The sequence below is a fragment of the Cryobacterium sp. PAMC25264 genome, from assembly GCF_019443325.1.
Lineage (GTDB): Bacteria > Actinomycetota > Actinomycetes > Actinomycetales > Microbacteriaceae > Cryobacterium.
In genome coordinates, this window is sequence record NZ_CP080383.1 from 2,525,115 (window position 1) to 2,537,439 (window position 12,325).

Consider the following 12,325-nt stretch of genomic DNA (forward strand, 5'->3'; position numbering starts at 1 on the left):
CGGATGAAGAAGGACAAGAGCGACGAACCGCGCGACGAGTTCGACCGTATCCAGATTCCCGAGTTTCTGGCCCGGCCGTTTGAACGGCTCGGCGGCGGGCCGGCTCCAGCCGCACCCGTCGGGCGCGACGGCGTGCGCTCTGCCGATGCCGCCGGTCCCGGCACGACCGAGTTGCCGGATGATGCGCCCGCCGACGACGAGCAGCCCGCGCCGCGCGCCTGGTGGGCCGGCTACCGCGGCAAGCTGTTGCTCTACGGAGCGGGCACCCTCGTGATGGTCTTCCTCCAGTCCCGCGGCCGATAACGCGTTCCGCGTCTGCCTGAAGCGAAGGCGACCTGCTTCCGCCCCGGTGCGACACACGCTCCGGTGCCATCAACGATCTTCCGCCGATGAGTGACGTCGGGCTCCTCGACGCGTGCTCGCGAACCGTCATGGCCGTAGCGACCCGGTGAGGCCGCGTTCAGCGACGGCTCCACCGTCCCGGTAGAGATCACTCCTGGTCGAAGAGGCCATCGAAATGGGCGAAACGGAGTCCTGGTCGACGCCATCACGCCACCCCGGGAGCTCTCCGACAGCTGAGCCGGCGGCGCGGCGACTACACCAAACGGAGCACACCGGTTCATCCGTCTGGCGGATGCCACGGCAGCGCCCAGCAGGCACGATGGAATGACCGATCAGGACGCGAAGGTCGGACCATTCCGTTGAAAGGACCGACCATGACCACCCTGCTACGCACCAGTCCCGCCCACCGGGCCCTGTACCCCGTCGTGATGACCGCGAGCGTCGTGGCGGTGCCCGCCGGCGCGCACGGGCCGGCCGATCTGCCCGTCTCTGTGGACCGGGCCCCGGCGCACTCCCTCGACCGCGTGGCCCTGTGGACGGCCGAACCGGCCGAACTCGGCCGTATCGCCTGAGGCGTCCCGCCCCTGCCGGATGGGCCGGCTCCCGCTGCCGCGCCGCCGGTTGGGCTACGCCTGCGGTCACGCCCCGAGCAGCAGCAGCACGTGATAGGTGGCGTAGGCCGGCCAAACGATGGCCTGGAGCAGGCCGAGGATGAAGCCCCAGAATGAGCCGTCCGAGATCGAGATGAAGTAGATCGCCGCCCCGATGTAGGCGAGAAGGAAGAAGAACCCCCACGATCCGTCGCGTACGATCACGCGGCCCCGCCCATCCGTCGTCATCACGCGCTCCATTTCCTGGCCTGGCCGACCGGTTCTCCCGCTCACGGTAGCCGCGCGGGGGCTCGGGCGAAACCCCCGACCTGCACCTGATTGCCGGTACGGCCGCTGGCGGCGGGCGCCCCCGCGGGTGAGGATAGTGCCATGGCCGTCTCGCTCACCGCAATCGCCCAGGAACTCTACGGCCTCGCCCCCGCAGACTTCACGGCCCACCGGAATGCCCGGGCGCGAGACCTCAGGCCGACGGATGCCGCGCTGGCCACACAGGTCGCCGCCCTGCGCAAGCCCTCGCCCGCGGCCTGGGTGATGAACCTGATCGCGCGGGAACGGGCGGAGAAGCTCGAGGCGCTCCTGCGGCTCGGCGAAAAGATGCGCCAGGCGCAGGAGCGACTCGACCGTGACGAGCTCCGCCGGCTCGGCGCCGAGCGCCGGGACGCCGTGGCCGGACTCGCCCGCGAGGCCGCAGATCTGGCCCAGGCGGCCGGGTATCCGCCCACCGCGAGCGTGCTCGGCGAGGTCGAGCAGGCGCTGCAGGCGGCCACCTCCGACCCGGCGGCCGCGGCCGCGGCTGCCGCCGGTCTTCTCGTGCGTGCGCTGCGGGCCGTGGGCTTCGAACCCGTCGACCTGCTCGATGCCGTCGCGGTGCCGGGCGCCGCCGCCGTTCCCTCGCCGAAACCAGCCTCTTCCAGCAGCACACCGCCGGTGCAACTGCACCAGGTGCGCCTGCGCAAAGAGGCCCGCCGGGAGGCCGAACGTCTCGAGGGTGACGCCGAGGCCGCGGCCGCGACGCTCGATGCCCTCGACCGTCGCGCCCATCGGCTCGACCTACGTCGGCAGCGCCTGGAGGCCGAGGTGGCGGCGCTGCGGGAGCAGCTGAGGGAGGCGGAATCCACCCGCACGGCCGTCGACGACGACTCGCAGGCCCTGGTCGACGCACGCAGCGCTGCCCAGGCCCAGGCGGATACGACGAGTCGGCGCGCCCACGAGGCCCGGGCGGCAGCCGATGCGCTAGCGGCCCAGGACTGACGTTCCCCGCTCCACACGCATCCGGTGCCGACGGGCGCGCGCCGCCGACTGATCGGCGACGGTGTCAGGCCGCGGCGAACCGTTTGGCCGAACGCGCCTTGGCCTTCTCCGCCTCCACCTCGCGGTTCTTCGGCGGAGCGGTCGTGACCAGGTCCTCCAGAAGGTGCCTGGAGATGTGGGCGATCTCCTCAACCGCACGGTTGAATGCGTCCTGGTTGGTCTGCGACGGTTTCGTGGACCCACTGATCTTGCGCACGAATTGGAGGGCGGCGGCGTGTACTTCGTCGTCCGTCGCGGCCGGCTCGAAATTGTGCAGCTGATGGATGTTCCTACACATGTTTTCAGGGTAGCCAGACTGGCCCAACGACGAAAGTGCCAAAAAGTGTTGCAGCGCGGCCGGTCATCCCACTACGGTGATGCTTACGCCATACGACGAAAGGAGCCCAGCGTGTTTATTCAGATGACTGCAATCGCAATCCGTACCACCGCCGGCTTCGTCGGCGTCTTCACCGCCTGATCGGCCAGTAGGTAACCCACCGGTCCAGACGGTGGTGACGCTCTCGAAGCCCGACCAGGCAGCATCCGCACTCATGTGCCTGCAGCCAGGGTCATTCACCCCGCTCGCGTCGCGCGTTCCTCGCGCGCCGCGCCTCTAGCCGCCTCCAGCGGCCACCCTCATTCGGCGACCCCGGACGCTCTTCGGCGTGCCCGGATTCGCACCTTTCACGAAGGAATCACCACCATGAATACCCAACTGGCGCCCCGTCCGGGCCGTCACGATCACCCGCCCCAACCTGTCCCGCACCCCGAACCGCGCCCCGTGCGCCGTGTGGGGGCGCTCGACCGTGCCGCGATGCACCTGGGCATGGCCCTCATCGCCTGGGGTCGACGCCCCGTGCGCACGCCCCGTCGGGAACGCCCCGTGTTCTCGCCCGAGTCGGTGCGGGCCCGGCGAGACCTGGAGAACGCTCGAGACCAATACCTGGTTCTCAAGCTCACACAGTTCCGATGATCCGACCGCGCCCCGGTGCGCCCCGCAGCCTCGGCTTCGGCGGCGCCCCGGGTGCGATCGGTCTCACAGGTTCCGCGGGCACCACGCCGCTTGGTGGGTGGCCCGCCCGGTGCCTAACGGCGCCCGACCCGCGCGTCGTGTTCCGCGGGCACCCCGCCGCTCCCCGGGTGGCTCGACCCGCGCGTCGCGTTCTCGGCTCCGAATGGCCATCGGGGTTGCGCGAGCAGGTGCCCCTCCCCCGACAGACGACGCGGATACTCAGTCCCCGAGCCCCGCGCGCCACTGATCGAGCAGGCGCGCGATGGCGCGGCTGTGCGTCCAGGGCATCTCGGCCACTTCGGTCCGGCCCTCCAGCGCGGCCAGCGACACGGCGTCGGCCTCCGCGGCAAACGGATCCACCGTCGCCGGTTCGACAACACGATCGCCGCGGTCGGTGCGCACGGTGAAGGATGCCGCAGAGGCGGCCCGGCTGCCGAACACGTCGGGCAGGTCGATCCTCCCCGCGCTGCCGATCAGCGTCGCCGACTTCGGCAACTCGGTCACGATGGAGCAGGCCACCTCCGCCGTGAAGCCGTTCGCCGACACGGTAGCGGTGGCGTGCTCATCCACCCCGGTGTCGCCGACACGGCCCGCGGCGGCTGTGAGGGTGAGGTCCGCGGGGTCGAGGCCGGCGGCGGCGGCGAGTCCCACCGCGAGAGACACCGGGTAGCCGCCCACGTCGAGGATCGCCCCGCCGGCCAGGCCCGGGTCGAACAGGCGGCCGGAGCGCTCGCCCGCGGCGAAGCCGAACGACGCGGTCAACCGCAGCGCCGAGCCCACCTCCAGGCCGGCGACGGCGGCGTCGAGGGCCCGGGCGAACGGCCCGAACCGGTGCTTGTACGCCTCCACGAACGGGAGGTCGGAGGCCGCGGCTTGGGCCAGCACCCGCTCCACCTCGGCCAGAGTCGGCGCGACGGGCTTTTCGCACAGCACGGCCTTGCCCGCCTGCAGCGCCGCCACGGCCAGGTCGGCATGGGTGGTGTTCACCGTCGAGATGTACACGGCGTCGATGTCGTCCCGGGCGAGCAGCTCGCCGTAGGTACCGGTGACCGGTGCACCATACAGTGCCGCGAAATCGGCCGCCCGACCGGGGTCGGTGCTGCCGACGGCGTGCAGCGTGCCGTGCGCCGACCCGGGCAATGCCCGCGCGAACCAGCCGCCGATATCGCCCGGTCCGAGGATTGCCCACCGTGTAGTTGTCATGCCGTCACGCTACCAAGCCCACGATGGGGCGGATGCCGGCCGGTACGCCCTGCCCACAACCACACCACGGTCTCGCCGCGGACGCCTGAGCAACGAACGTTTACAAGGAGATCGGTGAGATACAAGGACGTTTCGTCAACACCGGTCCTATTAATCGCACTATTTCCTTGGAATGTGGTGCGATTCCGCGGCCGACGGATGGTGCCCCTGGAGGGACTCGAACCCCCAACCCTTTCCTTAGGACGGAACTGCTCTTCCATTGAGCTACAGAGGCTGACCGGGCAAGTTTATCTTCAATCGGCGCAGGATTTAGTCCACTCATCGCGACACCGTACGGCAGGAGAACACTCCGGCTCCGGCTCTGCAGGGACTAGGACGGCGGGTAGAGGTACATCGGCACCTCGCTGATCGGCACCGTACGGGTGTGATACGCGTGCGAACCCATCCAGTTGTACTCCTCGAGCACCACGGTGCCGTCTCCGGGCACGGACTGCACGTAGGCCACGTGGTTGTAGGTGAACCAGGCCACCGCGCCCACGATCGGGGTCTTACTGGTGGGCCAGCCCTTGGCCGCCCAGGCGTTCGCCCACGAGGATGCGTCTCCGCCGCCGGGGGTCATCGAGTTCCAGCTCCACTTCCACGGGCTGCCGGTGCTGCCGGCATCGCGGTTGAGCCGCCACGCCACGAAGTCGACGCATTCGCGGTAGTAGTAGCCGAGCGGGGAGAGCCCGCCGCCCTGCGCATCCGTCGCCGCTGTGGGCCACGGGTAGTCGTCACGCTCCGAGCGGATGCCGTACACGGCGTACTCCGCCGCGGAGGCCCGCGCCTGTTCGGCCGCGCTCTGCTGCGATTGGGAGGCCTGCAGACCGGCCTCGATGTCGTCGAGTTCGGCCTGGCTGGTGGCCGAGAACCCGTCGGCCGAAATGGTCACGGCGGCCGCGGCGGAGGCGACGGTGACGGCCTGGGCGTCGACCGCGGACTGGGCGCTGAAGCCGGCGGAGCCTTGCGGGGAGAACGCGTAGGCGGGCAGGGCCGCGGTAAGGAAGACCGCGGGGATGGCCATGAGGGTGACGAGCTTGGCCAGCGGCGTGTGGCGTTTGACGCGTCGCACGGCTGCCGACCCGGCCGGCTTGGCGGATGCGGCGGCCGGTTTGGTCGGCTTGGCCGGCGCCCGCAGCGCCCGGGTTGTCGGCGTCGGCCGCACGGTGGCGCGCTGACGGGCTTCGCGGCGGGAGGGCGGGAAGACGCCTGTGGTCTGATCCGGAAGCAGGTATTCCGGCACCGACAGTTCGGGAATCGTCGAGCCCGGCGGGGCGGTCTCCGGGCGGCTGAGCGGTGCCGACGCGACGACGGGAATGCTGGAGGTGGTCGCGCTCTCAACAACGGCCGCCAGATCGGGCGACACCGACACGACAGGCACGGCCGGAACGGGCACGGCGGGCTCCGAAACCGGCGCGGTGTCGTGCGTCGCGCTCACAACAAGGTCGGCAGTTGCGGAAAGAGCCGCGGCTTCGGCGGCTGCACGAAGGGCTCGGGCCTCACGGCGCGTGGGGATTACACCGTCGCTCTCGGGCGAGCCGGCGGGGCCGGAATGAGTCACAGACAATCCTCTTAACAGCCACAACCGGTGGGGGGACCTCATAACCATATGGGATGAGCGCACCCGATGTCACCTTGAGCGTTACGTTTTCGTGACATTGTGACGACAACGGGGTGCCGGACACCTGACCGCGCCCCGGACAGGCGGCGAGGGTGGGCGCGAGGAAGTCAGTCAGTGCTCATTCTCTCCGGAGTTTCCGACAAGGCCGCCGAACAAATGGCTGCCCTGAGCCGCGCGGCGTGCCCGCTCGACTTCCATCGGATCCGGGTCTGGGGCACCGTCTCGTGGCGGAACCAGCGCTTCCGGTTGTTCGACCGAGACGAACGTGTCGTCGGCTTCCTTTTTCAGCCGCTTCTTCGCGGCCTTCTCGACGAGGACCGGTACGAAGTCGCGCACTCGACCCTGCTCGAGGCGCCCGTGCTCCTCTTCCACAATGTTCGCGATGTGGGCTCGCCCCAGGCCCGGGAACCGCTGTGACAGTCGGTCGAGCACGTGGCCGAGGGCTTGAGTTTCGTCTAGTTCGCTCACAAGGTCATTCTTCAGCGCTTGGGCACCCGAGGCAACCACCCGATCGTGGACTCGACCACACTCCCGGCTAACGGAAAGGAAGGGGAACACGGGCCGCTTTGGCCCAGTCGAACCGGATGCGCTGACCGTCCGTTTCGTTCAGGATATAGGCCTCGAGCTTCATGATGCGGTGATCGGCAATCGCTTGGTCGTTGCCGACGACGTCGAAGCGGTAGCTGTTGGCGTGCTCGGTCACGAGGACCGCGCCGATACCAGGGAAGATCACAAACATCTGATCGGTGAAGAGCAGGGTGTGTTCGTAGTGACGGCGAAGATTCTGTCCGAGGACGGGGAAGCTGCTGAGCGGTTCCACCGGGCGCACGATAGCTGTCATGGTGATCATGACGTGATCCTCAGCCCTGAAGGTAAGCACCAGGTTAACGAGGGGTGGGCGTCAGCTGGGAATACCGAGGCGGTCGGAGTGAGACTGCGTGCACCAAGCCGGACGCTGGCGTGCCTGCCCAGGTGTCGGTGAGCTACGCGGCGACGGCGGGCGCGAGGAACTCGTCCCATTGCGGCAACGGCCGCTCCACACCGCTGACCACCCAGGTGGTGCCCTGCGGCATCCGCGGGTCGAAATGCATGTCCCACCCCATCTCGGCCGGCGTTCGGTCGCTCTTGAGGTTGTTGCAGCGCAGGCAGCAGGCCACCAGGTTGTCCCAGGTATCCCGCCCGCCACGTGACCGCGGCTGCACGTGATCGATCGTGCTCGCCGACTTGCCGCAGTAGCAGCAGCGGTGTTCGTCGCGGCGCAGCACTCCCCTTCGGCTCACCGGCACGGCCCGCGAGCGCGGCAGGCGCACGTACCGAGTGAGCAGGATGACGCTGGGACGCTCCCACGAACCCGTCGCAGCCCAGACCGGGTGCCCCTGATCGGCCTGGATGATTGTTGCCTTCTGGTTCATGACGAGGACGAGTGCCCGCTTGAACGAAACGACCGCGAGGGGTTCATATCCCGCGTTGAGGACCAGTGTGCGCATGCGCTCCCTTTCGAAAAGGGCTGGACGGCTTCCAGCCATTCGAACTGCTGCCTGGAGTCGGCGGGGAGGAGATGCGGGCAAACAAAAAGGGCGTCGTCATCATGACAACGCCCCACGGGCTCCGGTGTGCTGACCGCACACGAAACTCGCAACAGATTTGACTGCTGTGCCGCAGCGCGAAGTGTCCGCGCACATCCATGGTGTGGATCGTGCGTAGCTTGCGCATTGGCTCTCCCAAAATCCCGCAGAACATCAGGGCAACAGGTTAACCCACAAATGGTGCGCCACGGTATCGTGGCGCACCATTTGTGCTAGGCGTTACCCAGTGTTTACCGCGGAGGCCGGCCTGGGGAGGTCAAGCGGCTCAGATGCCGAGTCGGACGATGTAGTAGTCGCTGGTCCAGATCGGCTGCACCCGCACGGATGCGCCTTCATACGGCGCGTGCAGGATATTGCCGTTCCCGGCGTAGAACCCGTCGTGGCCGTCCATGATGACCAGGTCGCCAGGCTGTGCGTCCGCCAGGGAGATGCGGGTGCCTGCGGCGCCCTGCCCGGTGGACGAGTGCGGCAGGGAAATACCGAACTGTGCGTACACGTACATCACGAAGCCGGAGCAGTCGAAACCGGCCGGAGTGGCGCCGCCGTAGACGTACGGAACGCCCTGGTACTGCAGGGCGACGTTGTAGACGGAGGAGAGGCTGAAGCTCGGGTAGGCCGGGCTGGCCAGGTAGTCGGCCGCGGTCGGGCCGCTGTACGAGGCCGCGTAAGAGGTCATCGAGCTGGCAGCGGCGGTACGCGCCGCTTCGGCGGCCTCGGCTGCGGCTGCGGCGGCGTCGGCCGCGTCGAGCTCGGCCTGGGGCGTGGCGGCGAAGGCGTCCTCCGCGACGGTGACAGTGGCTGCGGTGTCATCCACGGCCACAGCCTGCTCGCCGGCCTTGGCCTGTTCGGTCGCGTCGGTAGCGGTGAAGCTCTCGGCGTTGTCGGACGGCGCGAAGGCATAGGCCGGTAGGGCCATGGTGGCGACGAGCCCGGTCGCGAGGGTCATCATCACGATGTTGCCCACGGCGTTGCGGCGGGCGGGCCGTTTCACGGGCGTCCCCGGGCGCATCACGATGCGCGGGTTGACCTCGGTCTGCGCTGCGCGCAGCGGTTCGAGGGGGGCGGGGCGCACAGCGAGAGCCGTTGAGCGCCGACCGCGTCGGGACAGTCTTCTACCTAATACAGCCAAATCGAACCTCCGGCGCCTTGACAACACTAGGTAGTTGCCCCCGTCCAGTGCGTCTGGTCGCGTGTAATTTTCCGCCGCAAGAGACGGGAGGGTAAAGGCGTCTTGCGCGGGCCCGACGATCGTTTCTGATCTGTGAGCAGGTCTGAGGTTACGTGACCGACTACGGTTTGTCACCCTGAAATGCCGGAATCTAACGAATTGGTAACAAACCTGTGAATTCCAACAGAACTTTGAGGGCCTCGTCAGGCCGCTGCGGCGGCGACAGGGGTCGTCACGAAGATGTGGCCGGCGACCTCGTTGGGCAGCTCGAGTCCGTCTCCGAAACCCTCCACCTGCACGAGAACATACGAGCCCGCGGCGGAGAAGGTACCGGTGTTCCCCGGCAGCACGCCGGACTGCTTGAGCTGAGAGAGCAGCTCGGGGTCGAACTGCACGGGCTCGCCCAGGCGGCGGATGACGGCGCTCACCGGCTGGGTCGACGCGGCAACCACGTCGAGCAGGTTGGTGACACCGGCCATGAACGCGACGGCGGGCGAATCGCCCAGCTCATCGAGCCCGGGGATGGGGTTGCCGTATGGGGATTCTGTGGGGTGACCAAGGATTTCGAGGATCTTGCGCTCGACCTGCTCGCTCATCACGTGCTCCCAGCGGCAGGCTTCGTCGTGGACGAACTCCCACTCAAGACCAATGACGTCACTGAGCAGTCGCTCGGCCAGACGGTGCTTGCGCATGACGTGCACTGCCTTGCTGCGGCCGCTCAGGGTGAGTTCGAGGTGACGGTCGCCGGAGACGACGACGAGGCCGTCGCGTTCCATCCGGGCCACGGTCTGGGACACCGTAGGGCCGGAGTGGCCGAGGCGCTCCGAGATGCGCGCGCGCAGGGGAACGATGTTCTCCTCCTCGAGGTCGAGGATCGTGCGGAGATACATTTCGGTCGTGTCGATAAGGTCAGTCATCCGCAGCCTCCCGCTCGGCCATATGTGCAACGCCACAACACTACCCGTGCGACCCGGCCAACTAGAATCCAGATATGCCGGACCTACAGATCCCCACTGACTTGCTGCCCGCCGACGGACGTTTTGGCTGCGGCCCGTCCAAGATCCGCCGGGAGCAGCTCGACTACCTCTCCGGTGCCGGCGCGAGCATCCTGGGCACCTCCCACCGTCAGGCACCGGTGAAGAACCTGGTCGGGCGCGTGCGCACCGGTCTCAGTGACCTGTTCCGCGCCCCCGAGGGCTACGAGATCATCATGGGCAACGGCGGGTCGACCGCGTTCTGGGACGCCGCCGCTTTCTCGCTCATCCAGACCCGCGCCCAGAACCTCGTCTTCGGCGAGTTCGGCGGCAAGTTCGCCGCCGCCGCCGCCGCACCGTTCCTCACCGCACCAGATGTGATCAAGGCACCCGCAGGGTCACGTGCCGAGGCCGTTCCCACCGAGGGTGTCGACGTGTACGCCTGGCCGCAGAACGAGACCTCGACCGGCGTCATGGCCCCGGTGACCCGGGTGCACGGCGACGCCGGCGCGCTCACCGTGATCGACGCCACGAGCGCCGCCGCGGGCATCGACTTCGAAGCCGACCAGGCGGATGTCTACTACTTCGCCCCGCAGAAGAACCTCGCCTCCGACGGGGGCATCTGGTTCGCGCTCTTCTCCGCCGCGGCGATCGAACGCGTCGAGCGCATCGCGGCCAGCGGCCGGTACATTCCCGAGTTCCTCAGCCTCAAGAACGCGATCGACAACTCGCGCCTCAACCAGACGCTCAACACCCCCGCGCTGTCGACGCTGCTGCTCATGGAAAACCAGCTGGACTGGATCAACGGCAACGGCGGACTCGCCTGGGCGTCGGCGCGCACGCAGGAATCGTCATCCGTGCTCTACGACTGGGCCGCGACCGTGGACTACGCCACCCCGTTCGTGGCGGACCCGAGCCACCGCTCGCAGGTCGTCGCCACGATCGACTTCGACGACGCCATCGACGCCGCCTCTATCGCCAAGGTACTGCGCGCCAACGGCATCGTCGACACCGAGCCGTACCGCAAGCTCGGCCGCAACCAGCTGCGCGTCGCCACTTTCACGGCCATCGAACCGGCGGATGTGCGCAAGCTCGTCTCGTCGATCGAGTACGTAGTAGCCAACCTGGGTTAGTCGCACTCATGCGCCTCTGGCTCAAGGACAGCGAAAGACGGCCGGACCCGGTGCCCGCCCGCGCGAATGCGCGGAAAGCGGTGGCGGTGGGTTCGGCCGTCTGGCTGATTGCGCTGGTGCTAGCGGTCGTCTTCCGAACTGAACTGAGCGACGCCGGCCTGGGCTGGTGGCTGTGGTGCGCCGCCATCGGACTGGGCCTCGGCCTGGCTGGACTCGCCTTCGTGCTGCTCCGACGCCGCTAGGGCTTCGTCGACGTCGATGCCGTCATCGGCGATGTCGTCGGCGTGGAGGTCGGCCTCGTCACTGTCGTCGTCATCGTCGTCGTCGTCGTCGTCATCGTCGTCGTCATCGTCGTCATCGTCGTCGTCGCTGTCGTCGTCGTCGCTGTCGTCGCTGTCGTCGGTCAGTGCGGCCGCGGCGAGTTCCTCGGCGAGCTTGGAGTCGGCCAGCCGGTCACTCCACGGCACCCATTCCGGCGCGAGCAGGGCGTCGTCGCCGGGCATGAGCTCGGTTTCGAGCACCTGGGGTTCTGACTCGCCGTCGACCCGCGACAGGCTGACCGTCCAGCGCCATCCCGGGTATCCGGTCATCAAGCAATCGAACAGCAGCGAGAGCACGTGCTCACCCTCGACGATGTAGCCGAGGGGTTCACCGATCGTGTCGGCCGGGGTGATCAGCTCCAGAGCCGCCCGGGCCTGGTCGGTCGCGCCGACGAGCACCTCGTCGGCCTCGTAGACCTCGTCATCGTCGACCTCCGCGACGGCGCCGCTACTGGCCGGGGCATCCTCTGCGGGTGCCGCGTCGTCGGAGGCGGCGTCGTCAGCAGCAGTATCGGAGGCAACCGCGTCAGAGGCAATGGTGCCAGCGGGCGTCTCGTCGACGAGCTCTCCCTCGACGGGCGTCTCAACAGGCTGGGCCGGAGCTGGGGTGGGATCGAACGGATCACGCATCCAGTTCCTCGGCAACCTTGCGCAGCATCGCCGCGATCTTCTTGCCGTGTGCACTGTCGGGGTAACGTCCGCGGCGCAGGCTCGAGCCGATGCCGTCGAGCAGCTTGACGAGGTCCTCCACGATGATGGCCATGTCGTCGGCCGGCTTGCGGCTGAGCTTGGCCAGGCTCGGCGGAGCCTCGATGACCCGCACCGACAGCGCCTGTGCGCCGCGCTTGCCGTCGGCGATGCCGAACTCGAGCTTCATCCCGGCCTTCACGGTAACTCCGGCGGGCACCGCGGATGCGTGCAGGAAGACTTCTTGGCCATCATCGGAGCTGATGAAGCCAAAACCCTTCTCCTCGTCGTAGAACTTGACTTTGCCGGTGGGCATCTGAACCTCGCTGTAATTTTGGG

16 protein-coding genes, 1 tRNA gene and 1 pseudogene are annotated in these 12,325 nt (G+C 68.1%); 6 read left to right on the forward strand and 12 right to left on the reverse strand.

Features of this window, described 5'->3' with window-relative positions; translation table 11 throughout:
- Positions 1-3: 3 nt before the first annotated feature.
- Together KY500_RS11650 and KY500_RS11655 are read left to right on the forward strand one after the other, a co-directional pair.
- Complete coding sequence (locus tag KY500_RS11650; protein ID WP_219900721.1) at positions 4-303, forward strand: hypothetical protein; 300 nt, start codon at positions 4-6, stop codon at positions 301-303.
- A 413-nt stretch (positions 304-716) separates the two neighbouring features.
- A complete protein-coding gene (locus KY500_RS11655) occupies positions 717-914 on the forward strand; it encodes a hypothetical protein (protein WP_219900722.1) in 198 nt (65 codons plus the stop codon).
- 66 nt (positions 915-980) lie between these two features.
- Here the strand turns inward: KY500_RS11655 and KY500_RS11660 are convergent, their stop codons facing one another.
- Entirely contained in the window at positions 981-1,181 is a 201-nt protein-coding gene (locus tag KY500_RS11660; protein ID WP_066597280.1) for a hypothetical protein, read from the reverse strand.
- Positions 1,182-1,322: 141 nt separating this feature from the next.
- Between KY500_RS11660 and KY500_RS11665 the strand changes: the two genes are divergently transcribed.
- The gene (locus KY500_RS11665) at positions 1,323-2,204 is read left to right on the forward strand and encodes a transposase (protein WP_219900723.1); all 882 of its coding nucleotides are present in this window, start codon (positions 1,323-1,325) and stop codon (positions 2,202-2,204) included.
- Between the two features lie 64 nt (positions 2,205-2,268).
- Here KY500_RS11665 and KY500_RS11670 read toward each other — a convergent pair whose 3' ends face one another.
- Complete coding sequence (locus KY500_RS11670; RefSeq protein WP_219900724.1) at positions 2,269-2,541, reverse strand: DUF2277 domain-containing protein; 273 nt, start codon at positions 2,539-2,541, stop codon at positions 2,269-2,271.
- A 405-nt stretch (positions 2,542-2,946) separates the two neighbouring features.
- On the opposite strand from KY500_RS11670, the gene KY500_RS11675 reads away from it, so the two are divergent.
- Positions 2,947-3,216: a hypothetical protein gene (locus tag KY500_RS11675; RefSeq protein ID WP_219900725.1), complete on the forward strand. Its 270-nt coding sequence runs from the start codon at positions 2,947-2,949 to the stop codon at positions 3,214-3,216.
- 258 nt (positions 3,217-3,474) lie between these two features.
- Here KY500_RS11675 and KY500_RS11680 read toward each other — a convergent pair whose 3' ends face one another.
- From KY500_RS11680 to KY500_RS11715, 8 genes are all read right to left on the reverse strand, one after another.
- A complete protein-coding gene (locus KY500_RS11680) occupies positions 3,475-4,458 on the reverse strand; it encodes a Gfo/Idh/MocA family protein (RefSeq protein ID WP_219900726.1) in 984 nt (327 codons plus the stop codon).
- Positions 4,459-4,657: 199 nt separating this feature from the next.
- Positions 4,658-4,732, reverse strand: a tRNA-Arg gene (locus KY500_RS11685).
- 96 nt (positions 4,733-4,828) lie between these two features.
- Positions 4,829-5,893 (reverse strand): CHAP domain-containing protein, encoded by a 1,065-nt coding sequence (locus KY500_RS11690; RefSeq protein WP_219900727.1) that lies wholly within the window; start codon positions 5,891-5,893, stop codon positions 4,829-4,831.
- A gap of 336 nt (positions 5,894-6,229) precedes the next feature.
- The gene (locus tag KY500_RS11695; RefSeq protein WP_219900728.1) at positions 6,230-6,586 is read right to left on the reverse strand and encodes a three-helix bundle dimerization domain-containing protein; all 357 of its coding nucleotides are present in this window, start codon (positions 6,584-6,586) and stop codon (positions 6,230-6,232) included.
- 67 nt (positions 6,587-6,653) lie between these two features.
- Positions 6,654-6,968, reverse strand: a complete 315-nt coding sequence (locus tag KY500_RS11700; RefSeq protein WP_219900729.1) for a hypothetical protein — start codon at positions 6,966-6,968, stop codon at positions 6,654-6,656.
- A 133-nt stretch (positions 6,969-7,101) separates the two neighbouring features.
- Entirely contained in the window at positions 7,102-7,605 is a 504-nt protein-coding gene (locus KY500_RS11705) for an HNH endonuclease (protein WP_219900730.1), read from the reverse strand.
- Positions 7,606-7,969: 364 nt separating this feature from the next.
- On the reverse strand, positions 7,970-8,776 hold the full coding sequence (locus KY500_RS11710) for a C40 family peptidase (protein WP_219900731.1): 807 nt from the start codon (positions 8,774-8,776) through the stop codon (positions 7,970-7,972).
- Between the two features lie 299 nt (positions 8,777-9,075).
- Positions 9,076-9,789, reverse strand: coding sequence for a metal-dependent transcriptional regulator (locus tag KY500_RS11715; RefSeq protein ID WP_120339493.1), 714 nt, complete (start codon positions 9,787-9,789; stop codon positions 9,076-9,078).
- A 74-nt stretch (positions 9,790-9,863) separates the two neighbouring features.
- Between KY500_RS11715 and serC the strand changes: the two genes are divergently transcribed.
- Both serC and KY500_RS19325 read left to right on the forward strand, forming a co-directional pair.
- Entirely contained in the window at positions 9,864-10,979 is a 1,116-nt protein-coding gene (serC, locus tag KY500_RS11720) for a phosphoserine transaminase (RefSeq protein ID WP_219900732.1), read from the forward strand.
- A gap of 8 nt (positions 10,980-10,987) precedes the next feature.
- Positions 10,988-11,221 carry a DUF2530 domain-containing protein gene (locus KY500_RS19325; RefSeq protein ID WP_255579231.1) on the forward strand — a complete coding sequence of 78 codons (234 nt, stop codon included), beginning with the start codon at positions 10,988-10,990 and terminating at the stop codon, positions 11,219-11,221.
- A gap of 123 nt (positions 11,222-11,344) precedes the next feature.
- Here KY500_RS19325 and KY500_RS11725 read toward each other — a convergent pair.
- Positions 11,345-11,929: pseudogene (locus tag KY500_RS11725) on the reverse strand (DUF3027 domain-containing protein); the annotation flags it as partial.
- The gene (locus tag KY500_RS11730) at positions 11,922-12,302 is read right to left on the reverse strand and encodes a cold-shock protein (RefSeq protein ID WP_066597311.1); all 381 of its coding nucleotides are present in this window, start codon (positions 12,300-12,302) and stop codon (positions 11,922-11,924) included. The gene KY500_RS11730 and the pseudogene KY500_RS11725, both read right to left, overlap by 8 nt.
- Positions 12,303-12,325: the final 23 nt, after the last annotated feature.

Coding starts and splice junctions, on each gene's coding strand:
- KY500_RS11650 (WP_219900721.1), top strand. CDS start 4: ATGAAGAAGGACAAGAGCGACGAACCGCGCGACGAGTTCGACCGTATC.
- KY500_RS11655 (WP_219900722.1), top strand. CDS start 717: ATGACCACCCTGCTACGCACCAGTCCCGCCCACCGGGCCCTGTACCCC.
- KY500_RS11660 (WP_066597280.1), bottom strand. CDS start 1,181: ATGACGACGGATGGGCGGGGCCGCGTGATCGTACGCGACGGATCGTGG.
- KY500_RS11665 (WP_219900723.1), top strand. CDS start 1,323: ATGGCCGTCTCGCTCACCGCAATCGCCCAGGAACTCTACGGCCTCGCC.
- KY500_RS11670 (WP_219900724.1), bottom strand. CDS start 2,541: ATGTGTAGGAACATCCATCAGCTGCACAATTTCGAGCCGGCCGCGACG.
- KY500_RS11675 (WP_219900725.1), top strand. CDS start 2,947: ATGAATACCCAACTGGCGCCCCGTCCGGGCCGTCACGATCACCCGCCC.
- KY500_RS11680 (WP_219900726.1), bottom strand. CDS start 4,458: ATGACAACTACACGGTGGGCAATCCTCGGACCGGGCGATATCGGCGGC.
- KY500_RS11700 (WP_219900729.1), bottom strand. CDS start 6,968: ATGATCACCATGACAGCTATCGTGCGCCCGGTGGAACCGCTCAGCAGC.
- KY500_RS11705 (WP_219900730.1), bottom strand. CDS start 7,605: ATGCGCACACTGGTCCTCAACGCGGGATATGAACCCCTCGCGGTCGTT.
- KY500_RS11715 (WP_120339493.1), bottom strand. CDS start 9,789: ATGACTGACCTTATCGACACGACCGAAATGTATCTCCGCACGATCCTC.
- serC (WP_219900732.1), top strand. CDS start 9,864: ATGCCGGACCTACAGATCCCCACTGACTTGCTGCCCGCCGACGGACGT.
- KY500_RS19325 (WP_255579231.1), top strand. CDS start 10,988: ATGCGCCTCTGGCTCAAGGACAGCGAAAGACGGCCGGACCCGGTGCCC.
- KY500_RS11730 (WP_066597311.1), bottom strand. CDS start 12,302: ATGCCCACCGGCAAAGTCAAGTTCTACGACGAGGAGAAGGGTTTTGGC.